The sequence below is a fragment of the Sphingomonas mollis genome (genome assembly GCF_016427505.1).
Lineage (GTDB): Bacteria > Pseudomonadota > Alphaproteobacteria > Sphingomonadales > Sphingomonadaceae > Sphingomonas > Sphingomonas mollis.
On sequence record NZ_JAELXS010000004.1, the window covers coordinates 254,587 to 268,750 of the forward strand.

Genomic DNA, 14,164 nt, shown 5'->3' on the forward strand with positions numbered 1-14,164 from the left:
GCCGACGATGACCAGCCTCAACGTCAACAACCAGCCCGTCGCCTATCAGATCGACCCGCAGACCCCGCTGCTCTGGGCGCTACGCGACGCATCGAACCTGACGGGCACCAAATATGGCTGCGGCACCGGCCATTGCGGCGCCTGCACGGTGGATGTCGACGGTCGCGCAGTCCGCTCGTGCCGGATGACCATCGCGCAGGCGGAGGGCACCTTCGTCACCACGATCGAGGGTCTGTCGGCGGACCGCGCGCACCCGCTGCAACTCGCCTTCCTCGCCGGCAATGTCGTCCAGTGCGGCTTCTGCGTCCCCGGCATCGTCATGGCCGCCGCCGCGCTGATCCGCCGCAACCCCGATCCGGACGAGGATGCGATCCGCGCCGCCATCACCAACATCTGCCGCTGCGGCATCTATCCCCGCCTGACCGACGCGATCCGCCGCGCCGCCGCCGCCATGCGCGGCGAAGAGGTGATCCCGGCCGGCGCCCGCCCCGGTATCGAACCGGCGGACGCGGCCCGCGTCGTCCCCGCCCTGTCGCCGCGATGACCGACCGAAAGCTGTCGCAAGGCTGACGACATTATTCAGCTTCGCCTCAACCTGTTCATGGCACAACTCGTCCATCATCAGGGCCGGCAGGTGCGCCGGCGATAAAGGACGACAAGGATGCGTAAGCTGATCGGAGCATTGCTCGCCGCGACGATGTTGATGCCGACTATCGCCACCGCGCAGGAACCCGACCGCCGCGGCGATCGCCCCCGTGGGGATATGCGTGGCGACATGCGCGGAGATGGGCGTGGCGACCGTCAACGCGCGCCGGACGCCGCGCCGGATGTCGGTCAGGCCCGTCAGGCGCCCTGGCGCGACGACACCCGCCGTGGCGGCTTTCAGGGCGAGCGGCGCGATCCGGCGGCGGAGCGTCCGGATCGCAACGACGGCCCGCGCGGCGGCATCGACCGTGGCGACCGTCCCGAACCCCGGCGCCCGGATTTCCAGCCCGCCGATCGCGGCCGTCCTGGCAGCAGCGCGACCTGGCGCGACGGCAACCGTACCGAACGCGGCATCGACGACCGCCAGGGCGACCGGCGCGACGACCGCCGGAACGATGGCCGCGACTGGAACAATCGCGGCGACCGCAACGACCGTCGCGGCGACGACTGGACCCGCAGCCGCTTCAACGACCGCGACCGGGTCGGCAACTGGAGCAACGACCGCCGCTTCAACGGCAGCGATCGTGGCAACGATTGGAGCAATGATCGCCGCGGCAACAACTGGGATCGCGGCTGGCGCAACGAGAACCGCTACGACTGGAACCGCTATCGCACCACCAATCGCGGCGCCTATCGCCTGCCGCGCTATTACGCGCCGAACGGCTGGGATCGCGGGTATCGCCGGTTCGGTGTCGGCGCCGGCCTGTCGTCGGTACTCTGGAACCGGAATTACTGGATTTCGGACCCATGGTCCTATCGTCTGCCCGAAGCATACGGCCCCTATCGCTGGGTCCGTTATTATGACGACGCGTTGCTCGTCGACCTGCGCAGCGGGCAGGTGATCGACGCGGTATACGGCATCTTCTGGTAGGACCGGACCACCGGCCGCGTTCGGTTTTCAGCGGGACGCGGCCACCAGATCGACCGGAACCGCACCGGGATAGGGCACCGCGCGCATATCGGGCGCTTCCACGCCGCGCGCGGTCCATGCCGCCATCCGGTTCCGCCCGCCGCGCTTGGCGCTGTAGAGCAACGCATCCGCCCGGCCCAGCGCCGGCGCCAGCGCAACATCGTCCGCCGCCACCAGCGCGATGCCCAGACTGACCGTCCACACCGGCAGTTCCGCGCGCTCGCCGCTCGCCATCACCGCATCGGTCAATTGCGTCGCGAACAGACGCGCGCCCTCTATTCCGCTGCCCGGCATCACCGCCGCGAACTCGTCACCACCCAGCCGCACGACCAGCCCGCCTTGCACGGCGGCCAACCGGCGCGCCGCATGGGCAAGCTCCACCAGCACCTCGTCGCCCACCGCATGGCCATGCCGATCGTTGACCGCCTTGAAATGATCGATATCGAACGCGACGACGCCCGTTCCCGGGCGCACCAGCGTCTTTTCCTGCACGCGCAGACCCGCCCGGTTCAGCAGTTGCGTCAGCGGATCGAGCCGCGCCGCATCGCGCAGCGCCTGTTGCGCCCGCTCGCCGCACATCGCCAGCAGCCCCAGGTTCATCACCGCCAGCAACAACTGGTCCAGCATCAGCGGCGCCCGCGCCAGCCACCGTTCGCCGGGCATCGCCCATTCCCCGACTAGCGCAAGAGCGTATCCGGGCACATAGGCCATCATCGCGGCCCCCGCGATCCGTCGCATCGGCGTGTCATGGCCGCGATAGATCACCAGCCCGGTGATCCCGATCGCCAGCGACAGGATAATCGCATCCACGACCAGCGCGGCAAAGGGCGACACCGCCCATCCCGACGTCGCCAGCACCACAGACCCTGCCTTGAGCGCCATCGTGGCCGCGACCAGCGCGACCATCCATGGCCGGAACGCCTTCTCGCCCTCGAACACGCGAACGCCCATCACGATCAACACGTCCGTGACGGCCAACGCGCCATACATCAACGCATCGATCGTCGCACCGGCCGGGCGCGGCAGACAGCCGAACCCGACGAGAATCACCGCATACATGGCCGACGACGCGATCCAGTACCGGAAATGCAGGGCGGACGGATATCGCCGCCCGACGACCAGAAACACCAGGGCATAGGCGCAGCTTGCCAGCATGCTGCACAGCCCGAGCGTTCCAGGATCCAGAAATTCTCCCATAGGCGCGATCGATACCCAAATCTGTTGGGCGAAGTTATGGCAACATCGTTAAAACTCCGTTCCGGGTCGATCGCGACGGGGCGCTGCCAATCATTGGCGGCATGGATCCCTTGCTTTCTACCCGCCCAGACCCGAAGACGGGTCGACCATGAGCCTGTTCTCGCCCCGCGCCGCGACGCGCAAGAAACCGTCGACCTCCCCGCTCCGCCAGCGCGTCGGCGCCGAGGTGGCCGCCCGGCTCGATGCGAACCCCGCGGCGGAACGTGCCGCCATTCAGGGTGCACAGGTCTATTACCATCCCGACTTTCTCGATGCCGCGACCTGCGACCGGTTGATCGCGATGATCGACGCGCATCGCCGGCCCTCGACGCTGTTGTCGGACCGCAACGACCAGGGTTTCCGCACCAGCGACAGTTGCGACATGGATCGCTGGTCGCCAGACGTGCAGCCGATCGACGAAGGGATCGCGGCGCTCCTCGGCATCGATCCGCTTCACGGCGAAACGATGCAGGGCCAGCGCTATGCCCCCGGCCAGCAATTCCGCGCCCATCACGATTATTTCCACGAAAGCGAAAGCTATTGGCAGCGGATGCTGCAAGAGGGCGGCCAGCGCACCTGGACCGCGATGATCTACCTGAACGACGTGGCCGAGGGTGGCGCGACGTGGTTCCCGCAGGCCGGCATCAAGGTTGCCCCCCGGCGCGGCATGATGCTCGCGTGGAACAACATGAAGCCAGACGGCAGCCCCAACGAACTGACCATCCACGAAGGGATGCCCGTGGTCGAGGGTGTGAAATACATCGTCACCAAATGGTTTCGCGAGGAACGCTGGATCAAATAGCCTGTCCTACAGGCGCCATTCGTGACAGAGGTTAAATCCCTCTCCCACCGGGAGAGGGAGGGAGGCGCAAAGCGCCGGAAGGGTGAGGGTCGCCCGAAAACCGATCCACTCGAAAGCACCCCAGCCCATCCAGATCCTGAGACCCAAACGTTCATGAACACCGCGATCAACATCCGAACGTCCCCCTCGCCGCAATCGCGGCCGATCGCGGCCGGCTGCGCGGAAACCACCCCCGCCTCGCACTCACGCGTACACGCGCGCGCGTCGCGCTCGCGTGTGAGGTGTGACTTTCGGGACTTTCCACGCGCTCGACACCCCCGCCGGACCATCCCCGCATGAGCGTGCTCGGCGTCACCCGATCCATCCTCGGCCAGCCCTGGCGCTGGCGATCGCTGTCCGCCGACGCCCGCGATGGTGCGCTCGGCGGCGACGGCCTGCTCGTCCAGCTCCTGCTGTCGCGCGGTTGCCCGCCCGATGCGATCGACGCGCACCGCACCCCCTCGATCCGGCATTTCATGCCCGATCCGTCGATCTTCCGCGACATGGACCGCGCCGCCGCCCGGCTCGCCGATGCGGTGCAGGCCGGCGAGCAGGTTGCGATCTTCGGCGATTACGATGTCGATGGCGCCACCTCCACCGCGCTGCTGGCGCGCGTCCTCGCCGATCTCGGCCTGATCGCCCGCCCCTACATCCCCGATCGCCTGCTGGAGGGATACGGCCCCACCGCCGCCGCCCTCGCCCGGCTGGCAGCCGAGGGCGCGTCGCTGATCCTCACCGTCGATTGCGGCGCACAGGCGTTCGACGCGTTCGAGGCGGTTCGCGACAACGGCGCCGACATCGTCGTCGTCGATCACCACAAATGCTCCAGCGCCCTGCCCCCCGCCCACGCGCTGGTGAACCCCAACCGCCTCGACGAGGCCGTCGACGCCGCCGCGCACGGCCATCTCGCCGCGGTCGGCATGTGCTTCCTGCTCGCCGCCGCGCTGGTTCGCACGCTGCGCGATCGCGGCTTCTTCGCCGATCGCCCCGAACCGAAGCTGATCGACCTGCTCGATCTCGTCGCGCTCGGCACCGTCGCCGACGTCGCGCAACTCCGCGGCCTCAACCGTGCCTTCGTGACGCAGGGGTTGAAGGTCATGGCCGGTCGCCGCAACATCGGCCTGTCCGCCCTGATCGAGGCGTCGCGCCTGACCCGCGCGCCCACCGCGCAGGATCTCGGCTTCGCGCTCGGCCCCCGCATCAACGCCGGCGGCCGCGTCGGCCGCGCCGATCTCGGCACCCGGCTGCTCATCACCACCGATCCGGACGAGGCCCGCACCCTCGCCGCCGAACTCGACCGCCTGAACGAGGAACGGCGCGCGATCGAAGCCGCCGTGCAGGTCGAGGCCGATCTGCGCATCGACGCACAGGCAAACGTCGTCCTCGTCTGGGGTCGGGGCTGGCACCCCGGCGTCATCGGCATCGTCGCCGGTCGCCTGAAGGAACGGCTCGGCCGCCCCGTCGTCGTCGTCGCGGTGGACGAACACGGCATCGGCAAGGGGTCGGGCCGCTCGATCACCGGGGTCGATCTCGGCGCCGCGATCATGGCCGCGCGCGAACACGGCCTGCTGGTCGCCGGCGGCGGCCACGCGATGGCCGCCGGCCTGACGATCGAGGAAGCGCACCTCCCCGCGCTGGCCACCTTCCTGAACGAACGCCTGTCGGACACCGTCACCCGCGCCCGCGAGGACCGCGCGTTGCTGCTGGATGCGGTGCTCGCCCCCGGCGGCGTCACCCCCGCGCTGGTCGAATCGCTGGAGGTCGGCGGCCCCTACGGCGCCGGCTGGCCCGCCCCCCGCGTCGCCGCCGGTCCGTTCCGCCTCGTCAAGGTCGATATCGTCGGCAACGGCCACATCCGCGTCATCGCCGCCGGCGACGACGGCCGCAGCATCAAGGCCATGGCCTTCCGCGCCGCCGACACCGATCTGGGTCAGGCACTGCTCGCCTGCCCCCCCCATCGCCGCCTCTGGCTGGCTGGCCGCGCCCGCCTCGACGACTGGGGATCACGCCCCGCCGCCGAACTTCATGTCGAAGATGCTGCATGGGCGGATTGACGTACGCGTTTCTCTGCCCTAACCGACCCCCACGCCCGACGGCCCCTTCGTCTAGCGGTTAGGACGCGGCCCTTTCACGGCTGAAGCACGGGTTCGATTCCCGTAGGGGTCACCAGCACTGCTGGAATGCGCGAAATCCCAGGATTTACGCCAGCTTCATCGTTCGCAGGTATAGCGAGCGAGTATAGAAGCGCATGGTGCAGATGATCACCCCCTGGAAACACCCACAGACCGGCATCTACTATCTCTACAAGGAACTGCCGCCCCACCTCCGCGACGAGATGGGCAAGCGCCAGATCCGCCGTTCCCTGAAGACCCGTGATCCCGCCGAAGCCAAGCGCCTGTTCGTCCAGGCTCACGCCGCCCTCGAGCAGGAGATGGCCGCGGCCGAGGCGCGCATCGCCGCGCGCAAGGTTGCCGACGATATCTCGCCCGAGCGGGCTAGGGTCGTGGTGGACGCCTTTATCCGCACCCGGCACAATCCCGGGCACTATGCGCGCTGGCCCACCCTCGGGCTGACCTTCTGGCTCGAGGACGCCGCCCGGTTCGTGCTTGGCGCCGAGCACCCGCTGGCGATGCTCCCGGCCTATGGCACCGCCGAGGATCTGCTGAAGCGGCGCGGAGAGCCGCTACCGGGCGACTGCTGGCTGGACGTGGTGCGCCAGCTGCCACCGTCCGAATGGCTGAAGGCAAGCGAGCCTGTCCTAAAGGAGATCTTTCGGGACCAGAAACCGGCTGTCGCGCGGACCCCGTCCAACGAACTGCTGATCATGCAGGCATGGAACGCGTGCGTGCGCGACGACAACGCGTGTCTGCGTTCGGATGTTGATGCGCCGCGCCGCATCGGGGCCAAGCCGCGGCTGCGTGCCGACCTGACGTTCCGTGAACTGCTGAAGCTGTGGAACGAGGAGAAGAAGCCGCGGCCACAGTCCTATGCCGAGGTGGAGCGCGCGACCGAGGACCTGATCGACTACCTGACCGACATTCCCGTCGAGAGCCTCACCTCCGACATGCTGATGGACTATCGCGACGACGCCAGGAAGCTGCCCGCCACCATGCCACGCGCCGACCGGTCGCTGCCCTTCAACGAGCGCCTCGCCCGTCACGAGCATAGCGACACGGAACGGGTAAGCGCGACCACCCTCAAGAAACGCATTGGCAGTATCCAGGCGCTGCTCGGATTCGCCCACCAGCAGCGCTGGATCACGAACAACGTCGGCACCGGCGTGCGGATCTCCGGATACAGCCGTGCGGGACGCGGGCGGCGCAGCTTTCTGCCCGGCGAGCTGCGCCAGCTGTTCGCCAGCGACCTCTTCACGCGTCCCGACCTGCTCCTGCACCGGCGCGCGGCGGTCAGCGACGTGACGCTGTACTGGATGTTCTTGCTTGGACTGACGTCCGGCGCCCGGCTGGAGGAAGTCGGACAGGCCCGCGTCGCGGACGTGAAGACCGACGACGGCATCCTCTACATCGACATCGACGACGTTCCGGGCGCCGCCACCGACGCCAGCCTCCCCGACAAGTCGGTGAAGACGCAGGGCTCGCGACGGATCATCCCGATTCACGACCATGTCCTGGCGCTCGGCTTCGGCAGGTACGTCGACGCGCTGCGGACCGCGGGAAGCGATCTGCTCTTCCCCGATCTGCGTCCGAGCACCTTCGGCAAGCTCACCAAGGAGGCGAGCCGCCGCCTCAACCGCTACATCAACGCCATCGTTAGCACCGACGGGCGGCTCGTATTCCATTCGCTTCGGCACCGCTTCAAGGACGAGGGGCGCTCGGCCGAGATCCAGGAACGCGTGCTCGACCAGCTCTGCGGCCACGCGCCGGCAACGGTCGGCGGACGCTATGGCGAAGGCGCAGACATCGCGGCGCTGAAGCGAAGCCTCGATCGCCTCCGCTTCGACTCCGTCGACTGGGACCGCCTGCGGGGCACGGCGGCCGCCATTGCTTGGCCGCCGGTAATCGCTCAAGTGATTGCCCGCGCCAAGGCTGGAACGGAGCAGGCGTCATGAGCCCGGACGACCGTGACGACCTCAGCGTCTACCTGATCTTTTCCGAGCCCGATGACCGGTTCTACCGGGTGGTGCGAAGCGTCGCCGGTGCCGGGTACGCAGTGCTCCGATATGCATCTTTGCACCGCAACGTAATCGGACTGGTGCCGGACGAAGTTGGACCGTTCAATATGGAAATGGTAGACGCCGCGCTGCCGATGGACGCACCGTCTATGTGCGTGCGGCAGACGGGGGCGAACTGATCGCTCGAATTGAACGACGACTACTGGCGCCTTGATGTCGCACGACTGATGTCCGCACCATGCCTATTCATTTCTGGATGGGATCAACCATCAGTGCGAACTTTGGCGGTTTTCTGCGCTGCATCCCTTTTTTGGTGAAAATCCGACATGGCGAATGGCGTGGCCAACTTCCGACGCCGTTCGCAAAAGTTCGCACCTCGACCTTCCATCCTGAAACGGTCGTCGAACAGCGAAAGGGCCGGCACCCCGAGGTGCCGGCCCCAGTCGGCCCAGCATGTTCGAAGCAGGCGTCAGCCGGGCAGCGCCACGACGGACTGTGTCCGGGGAAATACGGACGGCGCCGGCCGGCAGATCGGCTCGACCAGTTCCCTCCGGCACATGGAGGCGCCTGCAGCCGGTCCGGTCACCCGCAGCGGAGCGGACAGCGCGTGCACCTCCCGCTGCGTCGGCAGCGCGGCATGCCGGACCAGCCGGGCCATCGCCTCGATCGCGAGCTGACGACGCCTCAGGTACTTCATCGCCATCTCGTAGGTGCGATGACCGATGATCGAGCAGATCTGATCCACGTCGCAGCCCGCATCGCGCAGGAGTGCGGCGGTAGCATACCGGCTGCCGTGAGGCGTACGACGCGGCATGTTGGGGATGCGCGCCACCAGCGCCTTCAGGCGATAGTAGAAACCCCGCTCGCCGATCGGCTCGCCCGTCCGGTTCGTGACTATGAACCCGGACACCGGTCCCTGTGCACGCAGCCTGTCGAGCTCGGCACGCAGAACCGGATGCATCGGGATCGTCAGGTCCTCCTTCGTCTTGGACTGCCGCACACGGACGAAGTCTCCGACCACCTGCGACCAGTTCATGCGCCACACGTCGCCGGGACGCTGGCCAGTGCACAGCGCGATGATGATCAACGTCCGAATCGCACCGGTCGCGTACTGGAGCATCAACGCGATCTCCTCATGGCTCCACGGCTCATGACCGGCGCCCTTACTCTTGATACGCCGCAGGCGCAGGGCCGGATTTAGACCCTGAAGGACGTATCCGCGGTCGCCAGCAAACACATAGAGCCGGCTGATGAACAGGCGCATGACCTCGGCATAGCCGATCGCCATCCTGTTTCTCACCGCCGCCAGCATGTCGACCGTGGTGTGCTGCATCGCACAGTCGCCGAGATACTTCGAAACCGACTTCCCGAACTGAAGGTAGTTCGCCTGCGTTCGCGCAGAAAGTGCGCGAAACTCCACGTCCTCGTAGAACTTGCGGAGGACGTAGTCGAACGTGCCCTTGCTCGGCTTGGCCGCGATCGGCGCTGGCCTGACGGTCAGCGCCAGACACTCGGCATATTTGGCTTCGAATCTGGGGTGGCCAGGCCGTTCCGGCAGAGGCGCATCGAACCCCCGATAGCGGAACCGCCAGTATTTGGCCTTCGCCAGATAGGTGTATGCCGGCCTAACTGCCGGCTGGTTTACTTTGCCCATTGTTCAACCTTGCGAAGAATCGCCGCTCCATTGCCCGCACGCCGACAGAGGGATCCGCGATCCGCGACGGCATTCCGGCCATCCGGTCCGCCCAGAGGTCGAGGTCCTGCCGGTCCCAGAGCACGCGCCGTCCAATCCGCCGCGGCGCGATGCCGAGCGAACGGAAGGTCTTGTCACACACGCCGAAATAGGCGCAGGCGAGCCGCAGCGGCATCAGTCTCGGCCAGTCGGGAAGCCGCGCTCGCGCGCCTGTCGTCTCGCTGACCATCTCGTCGTCATCGTCGTGCTGCATCGACCGCCGCTCCTGAAGGGAATGCGGCCGCAATCGCCCGCGGAAACCATCAGGCCTCCACGATCCTCCGAAGACCGCATGGGAGTCGGGCAAAAACCGAACACTACGTGAACGGTTCCCGTCTCATCCTGAAAACGGGCGTCGCAGTCCGACGTGACGAGTGTTGACGTCCGGGGTGCAGCGTGCGATTCGGATCGCAGCCGCTTCAGCCGGATGTCGTCTTCGAGTTAAAGCTCAAGTCGGCTTCATGACCTTCTCCTTACGGTGGTGGGGTCCGGCACGAGCGGTCCGCGGGGCCTGCCGCTCCTACGGAGGCCCCGCACCTTCCTTCCGGACGGGCATGATCGGCGGCGCGCTAGGCGTCTCCGACCGGCGTTCCTGCGATCGCGGCGGTCACGCCGCGTCGCTCGCCGCGACCTTCGGGCCGCGGAACCTTACGACCTCGCCGCCGGCGGCACCGATCCGCCACTTGGCCAAGTCCGGCACGTGCTCGACCTCGTCCCGGCGCGCGAGCTTGCGAAGCAGCGGCGACACGCTCGTGCGCGGGATCGCCTCGCCGAACCGGTTCTGGACCGCGTCGATCAGCTCGCGCACGCCCATCGGCTCTGCCGCGTCGGCAAGGACCTCGACCAGCATCGCGCGGTGCGTGGGCCGCTTCCCGCCGGCAGAAGCGACCGGCGGCAAACAGGCGACGTAGCCTCCGGCCAGATCGCAGGCGGGATCTCCGGCCATCATCAGGACGCCAGCAAGGCCGTCCCGTCGCCGCGTCAGCCGCGCGATCTGCTCGTCCAGAGCCGTCTTCTCCCGGCGCACCTCGACGAGGTCGAAGGTGGCGTAGCGGCTCGCTGCGGCAGGGGGCGATTCGGTCATGCCGCGACCATGACGATCGCGCCTGCATGAGTCAAAGCAAATCCTCCGGCGACCACCCTCTACTTGTCCTCTGCCCCCCCCCCGAAATTCGAAAGGAAGAAGTCATGCCAATAAACAGGGAGCTGTCGTCACGGATCGTGACGGAGGCGCAGCGCATCATCGCGCTGACCGCCCAGATCGACACGGCGCTCGACCTCGCGGACCAGCTGAGCGGCAGCAGGCGCGACGCGCTGATCGAGCTTGGCCGGCTAACCGGCATGGGCGATGTCGGCGACGTCGACCGGGCGGTCAGGATGGACCGGACGATCGCAGACACCATGCTCGTGCTCGTCGCGCGCGCGGGGCCCAAGGGCATCTCGCGCGAGCGGCTTCTGGACGAAGCGGCGATGCGGTTCGACGAGGACGTCAGCGAGGCCGAGATGGACCAGGCTCTCGAGAAGCTGGTGGCCTCGGAAGAGATTCATGCTCTCGGCCAGGGCTATGGGCTCGGGACGGGGCAGAGCACGTCGCGACGCCTGGGCGGCTACAGCGCCCGCCAGGCGCACGGCCGCACGCACAAGGACATGATCCTCGAGGTGCTGCGGAACGCGCCCGGACCGCTCGGCGTGGCCGACATCATCCACGCCATCAGGGAACGCTTCGGTGCCGAGGTCTCGCGCACCAGCGTGTCGCCACTTCTCAGCAAGCTGGACATCAAGGGCGGCATCGTCGTCCATATCGACGACAAGTGGACCGTACCAAAGGCCTGATGGAGTCTTTTCCTAAATTTATCCTCCATTCCATGAGTCCAAATCGTTCTCGCTACGTTCTGCAGTTTCTGGATGAGACGAACGATCCATCCTGAAATGACGCGCCTTCCGACGCGCCGTGAACGGAGTCCCACGACATGAGGAACATCGCCTTCGAAGACCAGCTCGAAGCGCTCGGCGACAGGGGCTCGGGCCCGCTGTCCTGGTGGCGCACGAGCTCCTGCACCACCTTCCTTGCCGACGCTCGCATCGTAGAGACCGCCGTGGTCTCGATCGTCTCGGTCAGCCGCCTCGCGCCGCCTGCGCTCATCGCGGAACTGGCGACGAACCACGAGGACGAGCTCGCCCCGACCTGGAACGATCTCGCTCACCTCTTCTTCTCGATGGACGCGATGGCGCTCGGCATCAGCTACGACATCGCCGGCAGCTGCGCAGCTCTCTCCGCCCGGCAGATCGATCCGATCGGGACCGTCATGCTGCTGAAGGCGCTTGCCGAACCGTATATCACCCGCGATCCCGAGACCCGCATCTGGGTGGCCAGCACCTGGCTGGCGGAGCGCGGCTCGCTGCTCAACCAGACGACGCTGTCGACAGTGGACTGGTGGCAGACCGCCCGCGGGCACCAGACGCCCCTGCTCGCGGGAGAAGCGTGATGGATCCGCTCTTCCTCTTCGGCATCGGCGTGGCGCTGGCCGGCTGCGGATCGATCGGGACCACCCTCGCTGCGTGCCGCGAGATCCTGGCGATCCCGCGCGGCCCCGGCGCTCTCGGCGTCTCGGCCCTGCTTGCGGCCATGTTCTTCATCCTTCTCGTCGGCTGCGGTATCGTCGCCGGCGGGCTGTGGGTCGCGATCGCGGTCGCGGGAGGCGCAAGTGGCTAAGCGCAGCGCAACGAAGCCGCCGGCGATCATGCCCCGGACCGACATCGTCGTAGCCGGTCAGCGGATGGACGTGGCCTACCGCGTCCCGGCTCTCGCCGCGAAGGCGCCGGGACCGTGGCAGCGCGAGGCCGACAAGGTCGCCTGGACCGATCCCTCCACAGGGTACGCATGCATCATCCGCCGCATGCCCGGAGGACACCTCGGCGGCTTCGTCGCCGTGCCGGCCGGCCACCCGCTGGCCGGGTGGACCGCCGAAGCCGTCCCCCCGCAGCAGGTCCGCGCCCACGGCGGCCTCGACTATGCGCGGGCCTGCGACGAGCGCGGACCGGAAGCGGTCTCGATCTGCCACGTCAAGCCCGACGTAGCAGGTGCGCATGATACGGCGTGGTGGTTCGGGTTCTCGTGCGACCAGCCGGACGACCTCGTGCCGGATCACGCGGCCCATGCCGCGGAGGCGCGCCAACTCGGCGTCGCGCAGACGTACAGGAACGCGGAATACGTCCTCGACCGATGCACCGAGCTTGCCGCGGATCTCGCCAGGGTCGAGGAGCGGCGATGAGCGACTATCGCCATTCCCCGGAACTGCCCTGGGGGTACTGGATGCGGACGGCGACGTCGCCCGGCGGCGTCGTCACGGTCGTCGACGAGGAGGGGCGCTCGTGGCTTTCGATCCGAGATGCGTTCTGGTCGGGGCGTCTGCGCATGTGCCGTGGACCGGGACAGGTCCAGGAAGAGCAGCTCGAGCTGATGCTCGCGATGCTGGCGTCCATGCATCGCGGCATCGTCGCCCTACCGGAGCAGACGTATTCCATCTTCGACGGCGACCATCTCTACGCCCGCTTCTGGAGATACTGGATGCAGGCCGAGGGCCTCGTCGACAACGACTTCCGGAACGATCCCCTGACCGCGAAGCCGAGCGCCGAGGGCATCGCCGTGCTGCGCATGCTCGCCGCTACCCGCCCGATCGAGCTGAACGCGGTTCCCATCGGCGCCGCGGCGGTGCGCTTCTACGGCGATCCGAACCTCGCCGGCGAGTCCGATCGTCGGGCCTTCGAGGCGGCGGAGATCCCTGGCGGGCTGCCGTTCGTCTTCGTGCGGGAACGCATCTTCGGCAGCGAGAGCATCTCGCTGCTGACCCGCAACCCCAAGGACGCCATTCCGATGGCCCGGACGATCTGGCACCTCCCTTTCCCGGACGCGATGCTGCGCGACCGGGCGTTCCGGTGGATGATGGACCGGTCTGATCGCTGGACGAGCTGGGGCAAGATGGTGACGGAGGCGGGTTCGTCTGCGCTGACGCAGCACCTTCTGGTCCTCCAACTAGCCCGTCAGCCTGAGCGGCAAGGTCCTGGGACGCCCCGTCATGCCGGTCACCTGACCATCGGCCACGACGACCGGGCCGAGCGATCATGAACGGCCGGCCACCGTTCGATGATTCGCCTAGCATTGCGTCGCCGACACGAGGTCAGGCGTTTGAAGGCGACACGCTCGAACTTCCGATACTCATTCCCGCGGCGCTCGAGGCTACCGGCACCCGGGTTCGCGCGTTCCTCGAGCGTCTGACCCGTGGTTCGATCTGGCAGGATCAATCCATCCGGTCGATGGATGGAGGTGTCGACATCCAGGCGTATCTCGCACCCGAAGGACTGAGATGCTTGATCCGCCTCGGCGCAGGCGTCCGGTACCAGCACCCGGGGGAGACGCTGGACGTATTGGGCATGCCGCTGCCGCACATTGACCGGGACATGGCCGTCCCGCTCGTGCACATCCTGCCCCACCGCCTGCTCGACGGCCTGCCGATCCTTGCATGCGCCGCGACGCATTTGAATGCGGGAAGACCCGAAGTCGGCACCAGCATCCGCGTCGATATGCCCCGGCTTCTCGTGCGTCGCTAA

Annotated in this window: 16 protein-coding genes and 1 tRNA gene; 13 read left to right on the forward strand and 4 right to left on the reverse strand. The window is 67.5% G+C overall.

Translation table 11 applies throughout. The annotated features are described in order from the left end of the window. Positions 1-7: 7 nt before the first annotated feature. Positions 8-544 carry a (2Fe-2S)-binding protein gene (locus tag JAO74_RS09055; protein ID WP_199037181.1) on the forward strand — a complete coding sequence of 179 codons (537 nt, stop codon included), beginning with the start codon at positions 8-10 and terminating at the stop codon, positions 542-544. 117 nt (positions 545-661) lie between these two features. After that, entirely contained in the window at positions 662-1,576 is a 915-nt protein-coding gene (locus tag JAO74_RS09060; RefSeq protein ID WP_199037183.1) for an RcnB family protein, read from the forward strand. Positions 1,577-1,603: 27 nt separating this feature from the next. Here the strand turns inward: JAO74_RS09060 and JAO74_RS09065 are convergent, their stop codons facing one another. Next, a complete protein-coding gene (locus tag JAO74_RS09065; RefSeq protein ID WP_199037184.1) occupies positions 1,604-2,770 on the reverse strand; it encodes a GGDEF domain-containing protein in 1,167 nt (388 codons plus the stop codon). A 190-nt stretch (positions 2,771-2,960) separates the two neighbouring features. Here JAO74_RS09065 and JAO74_RS09070 point away from each other — a divergent pair, with 190 nt between their 5' ends. The 5 genes from JAO74_RS09070 to JAO74_RS09090 all read left to right on the forward strand — a co-directional run bounded on the left by JAO74_RS09070 (position 2,961) and on the right by JAO74_RS09090 (position 8,003). After that, complete coding sequence (locus tag JAO74_RS09070) at positions 2,961-3,653, forward strand: prolyl hydroxylase family protein (protein WP_199037185.1); 693 nt, start codon at positions 2,961-2,963, stop codon at positions 3,651-3,653. 335 nt (positions 3,654-3,988) lie between these two features. Further along, entirely contained in the window at positions 3,989-5,746 is a 1,758-nt protein-coding gene (gene recJ / locus JAO74_RS09075) for a single-stranded-DNA-specific exonuclease RecJ (protein ID WP_199037186.1), read from the forward strand. Positions 5,747-5,786: 40 nt separating this feature from the next. Continuing rightward, positions 5,787-5,861, forward strand: a tRNA-Glu gene (locus tag JAO74_RS09080). A 79-nt stretch (positions 5,862-5,940) separates the two neighbouring features. Beyond that, positions 5,941-7,761: a site-specific integrase gene (locus tag JAO74_RS09085; protein ID WP_199037187.1), complete on the forward strand. Its 1,821-nt coding sequence runs from the start codon at positions 5,941-5,943 to the stop codon at positions 7,759-7,761. Further along, positions 7,758-8,003: a hypothetical protein gene (locus JAO74_RS09090; protein WP_199037188.1), complete on the forward strand. Its 246-nt coding sequence runs from the start codon at positions 7,758-7,760 to the stop codon at positions 8,001-8,003. Before JAO74_RS09085 ends, JAO74_RS09090 begins: the two co-directional genes overlap by 4 nt. A 290-nt stretch (positions 8,004-8,293) precedes the next feature. Here JAO74_RS09090 and JAO74_RS09095 read toward each other — a convergent pair whose 3' ends face one another. The 3 genes from JAO74_RS09095 to JAO74_RS09105 all read right to left on the reverse strand — a co-directional run bounded on the left by JAO74_RS09095 (position 8,294) and on the right by JAO74_RS09105 (position 10,640). Continuing rightward, positions 8,294-9,478 (reverse strand): tyrosine-type recombinase/integrase, encoded by a 1,185-nt coding sequence (locus tag JAO74_RS09095; protein ID WP_199037189.1) that lies wholly within the window; start codon positions 9,476-9,478, stop codon positions 8,294-8,296. Further along, a complete protein-coding gene (locus JAO74_RS09100) occupies positions 9,450-9,770 on the reverse strand; it encodes a MerR family transcriptional regulator (protein ID WP_199037191.1) in 321 nt (106 codons plus the stop codon). The genes JAO74_RS09095 and JAO74_RS09100 overlap by 29 nt, the downstream gene beginning before the upstream one ends. Positions 9,771-10,163: 393 nt before the next feature. Further along, on the reverse strand, positions 10,164-10,640 hold the full coding sequence (locus JAO74_RS09105; RefSeq protein ID WP_199037193.1) for a hypothetical protein: 477 nt from the start codon (positions 10,638-10,640) through the stop codon (positions 10,164-10,166). A gap of 104 nt (positions 10,641-10,744) precedes the next feature. On the opposite strand from JAO74_RS09105, the gene JAO74_RS09110 reads away from it, so the two are divergent. The 6 genes from JAO74_RS09110 (at position 10,745) to JAO74_RS09135 (ending at position 14,164) form a co-directional block, all read left to right on the forward strand. Further along, the gene (locus JAO74_RS09110) at positions 10,745-11,389 is read left to right on the forward strand and encodes a hypothetical protein (RefSeq protein WP_199037195.1); all 645 of its coding nucleotides are present in this window, start codon (positions 10,745-10,747) and stop codon (positions 11,387-11,389) included. Positions 11,390-11,526: 137 nt separating this feature from the next. Next, positions 11,527-12,042, forward strand: a complete 516-nt coding sequence (locus tag JAO74_RS09115; RefSeq protein WP_199037197.1) for a hypothetical protein — start codon at positions 11,527-11,529, stop codon at positions 12,040-12,042. Next, positions 12,042-12,269, forward strand: a complete 228-nt coding sequence (locus JAO74_RS09120; protein WP_199037199.1) for a hypothetical protein — start codon at positions 12,042-12,044, stop codon at positions 12,267-12,269. The genes JAO74_RS09115 and JAO74_RS09120 overlap by 1 nt, the downstream gene beginning before the upstream one ends. Continuing rightward, entirely contained in the window at positions 12,262-12,828 is a 567-nt protein-coding gene (locus tag JAO74_RS09125; RefSeq protein WP_199037200.1) for a hypothetical protein, read from the forward strand. Before JAO74_RS09120 ends, JAO74_RS09125 begins: the two co-directional genes overlap by 8 nt. Then, positions 12,825-13,682, forward strand: a complete 858-nt coding sequence (locus JAO74_RS09130) for a hypothetical protein (RefSeq protein ID WP_199037201.1) — start codon at positions 12,825-12,827, stop codon at positions 13,680-13,682. The genes JAO74_RS09125 and JAO74_RS09130 overlap by 4 nt, the downstream gene beginning before the upstream one ends. Next, positions 13,679-14,164 carry a hypothetical protein gene (locus JAO74_RS09135; protein WP_199037202.1) on the forward strand — a complete coding sequence of 162 codons (486 nt, stop codon included), beginning with the start codon at positions 13,679-13,681 and terminating at the stop codon, positions 14,162-14,164. Before JAO74_RS09130 ends, JAO74_RS09135 begins: the two co-directional genes overlap by 4 nt.

What these genes read in the sequence shown, in the direction of transcription:
- JAO74_RS09060 (WP_199037183.1), top strand. Translation starts at nt 662, where the DNA reads ATGCGTAAGCTGATCGGAGCATTGCTCGCCGCGACGATGTTGATGCCG.
- JAO74_RS09135 (WP_199037202.1), top strand. Translation starts at nt 13,679, where the DNA reads ATGAACGGCCGGCCACCGTTCGATGATTCGCCTAGCATTGCGTCGCCG.
- JAO74_RS09065 (WP_199037184.1), bottom strand. Translation starts at nt 2,770, where the DNA reads ATGCTGGCAAGCTGCGCCTATGCCCTGGTGTTTCTGGTCGTCGGGCGG.
- JAO74_RS09110 (WP_199037195.1), top strand. Translation starts at nt 10,745, where the DNA reads ATGCCAATAAACAGGGAGCTGTCGTCACGGATCGTGACGGAGGCGCAG.
- JAO74_RS09100 (WP_199037191.1), bottom strand. Translation starts at nt 9,770, where the DNA reads ATGCAGCACGACGATGACGACGAGATGGTCAGCGAGACGACAGGCGCG.
- JAO74_RS09090 (WP_199037188.1), top strand. Translation starts at nt 7,758, where the DNA reads ATGAGCCCGGACGACCGTGACGACCTCAGCGTCTACCTGATCTTTTCC.
- JAO74_RS09055 (WP_199037181.1), top strand. Translation starts at nt 8, where the DNA reads ATGACCAGCCTCAACGTCAACAACCAGCCCGTCGCCTATCAGATCGAC.
- JAO74_RS09085 (WP_199037187.1), top strand. Translation starts at nt 5,941, where the DNA reads ATGGTGCAGATGATCACCCCCTGGAAACACCCACAGACCGGCATCTAC.
- JAO74_RS09070 (WP_199037185.1), top strand. Translation starts at nt 2,961, where the DNA reads ATGAGCCTGTTCTCGCCCCGCGCCGCGACGCGCAAGAAACCGTCGACC.
- JAO74_RS09105 (WP_199037193.1), bottom strand. Translation starts at nt 10,640, where the DNA reads ATGACCGAATCGCCCCCTGCCGCAGCGAGCCGCTACGCCACCTTCGAC.
- JAO74_RS09115 (WP_199037197.1), top strand. Translation starts at nt 11,527, where the DNA reads ATGAGGAACATCGCCTTCGAAGACCAGCTCGAAGCGCTCGGCGACAGG.
- recJ (WP_199037186.1), top strand. Translation starts at nt 3,989, where the DNA reads ATGAGCGTGCTCGGCGTCACCCGATCCATCCTCGGCCAGCCCTGGCGC.
- JAO74_RS09130 (WP_199037201.1), top strand. Translation starts at nt 12,825, where the DNA reads ATGAGCGACTATCGCCATTCCCCGGAACTGCCCTGGGGGTACTGGATG.
- JAO74_RS09095 (WP_199037189.1), bottom strand. Translation starts at nt 9,478, where the DNA reads ATGGGCAAAGTAAACCAGCCGGCAGTTAGGCCGGCATACACCTATCTG.
- JAO74_RS09120 (WP_199037199.1), top strand. Translation starts at nt 12,042, where the DNA reads ATGGATCCGCTCTTCCTCTTCGGCATCGGCGTGGCGCTGGCCGGCTGC.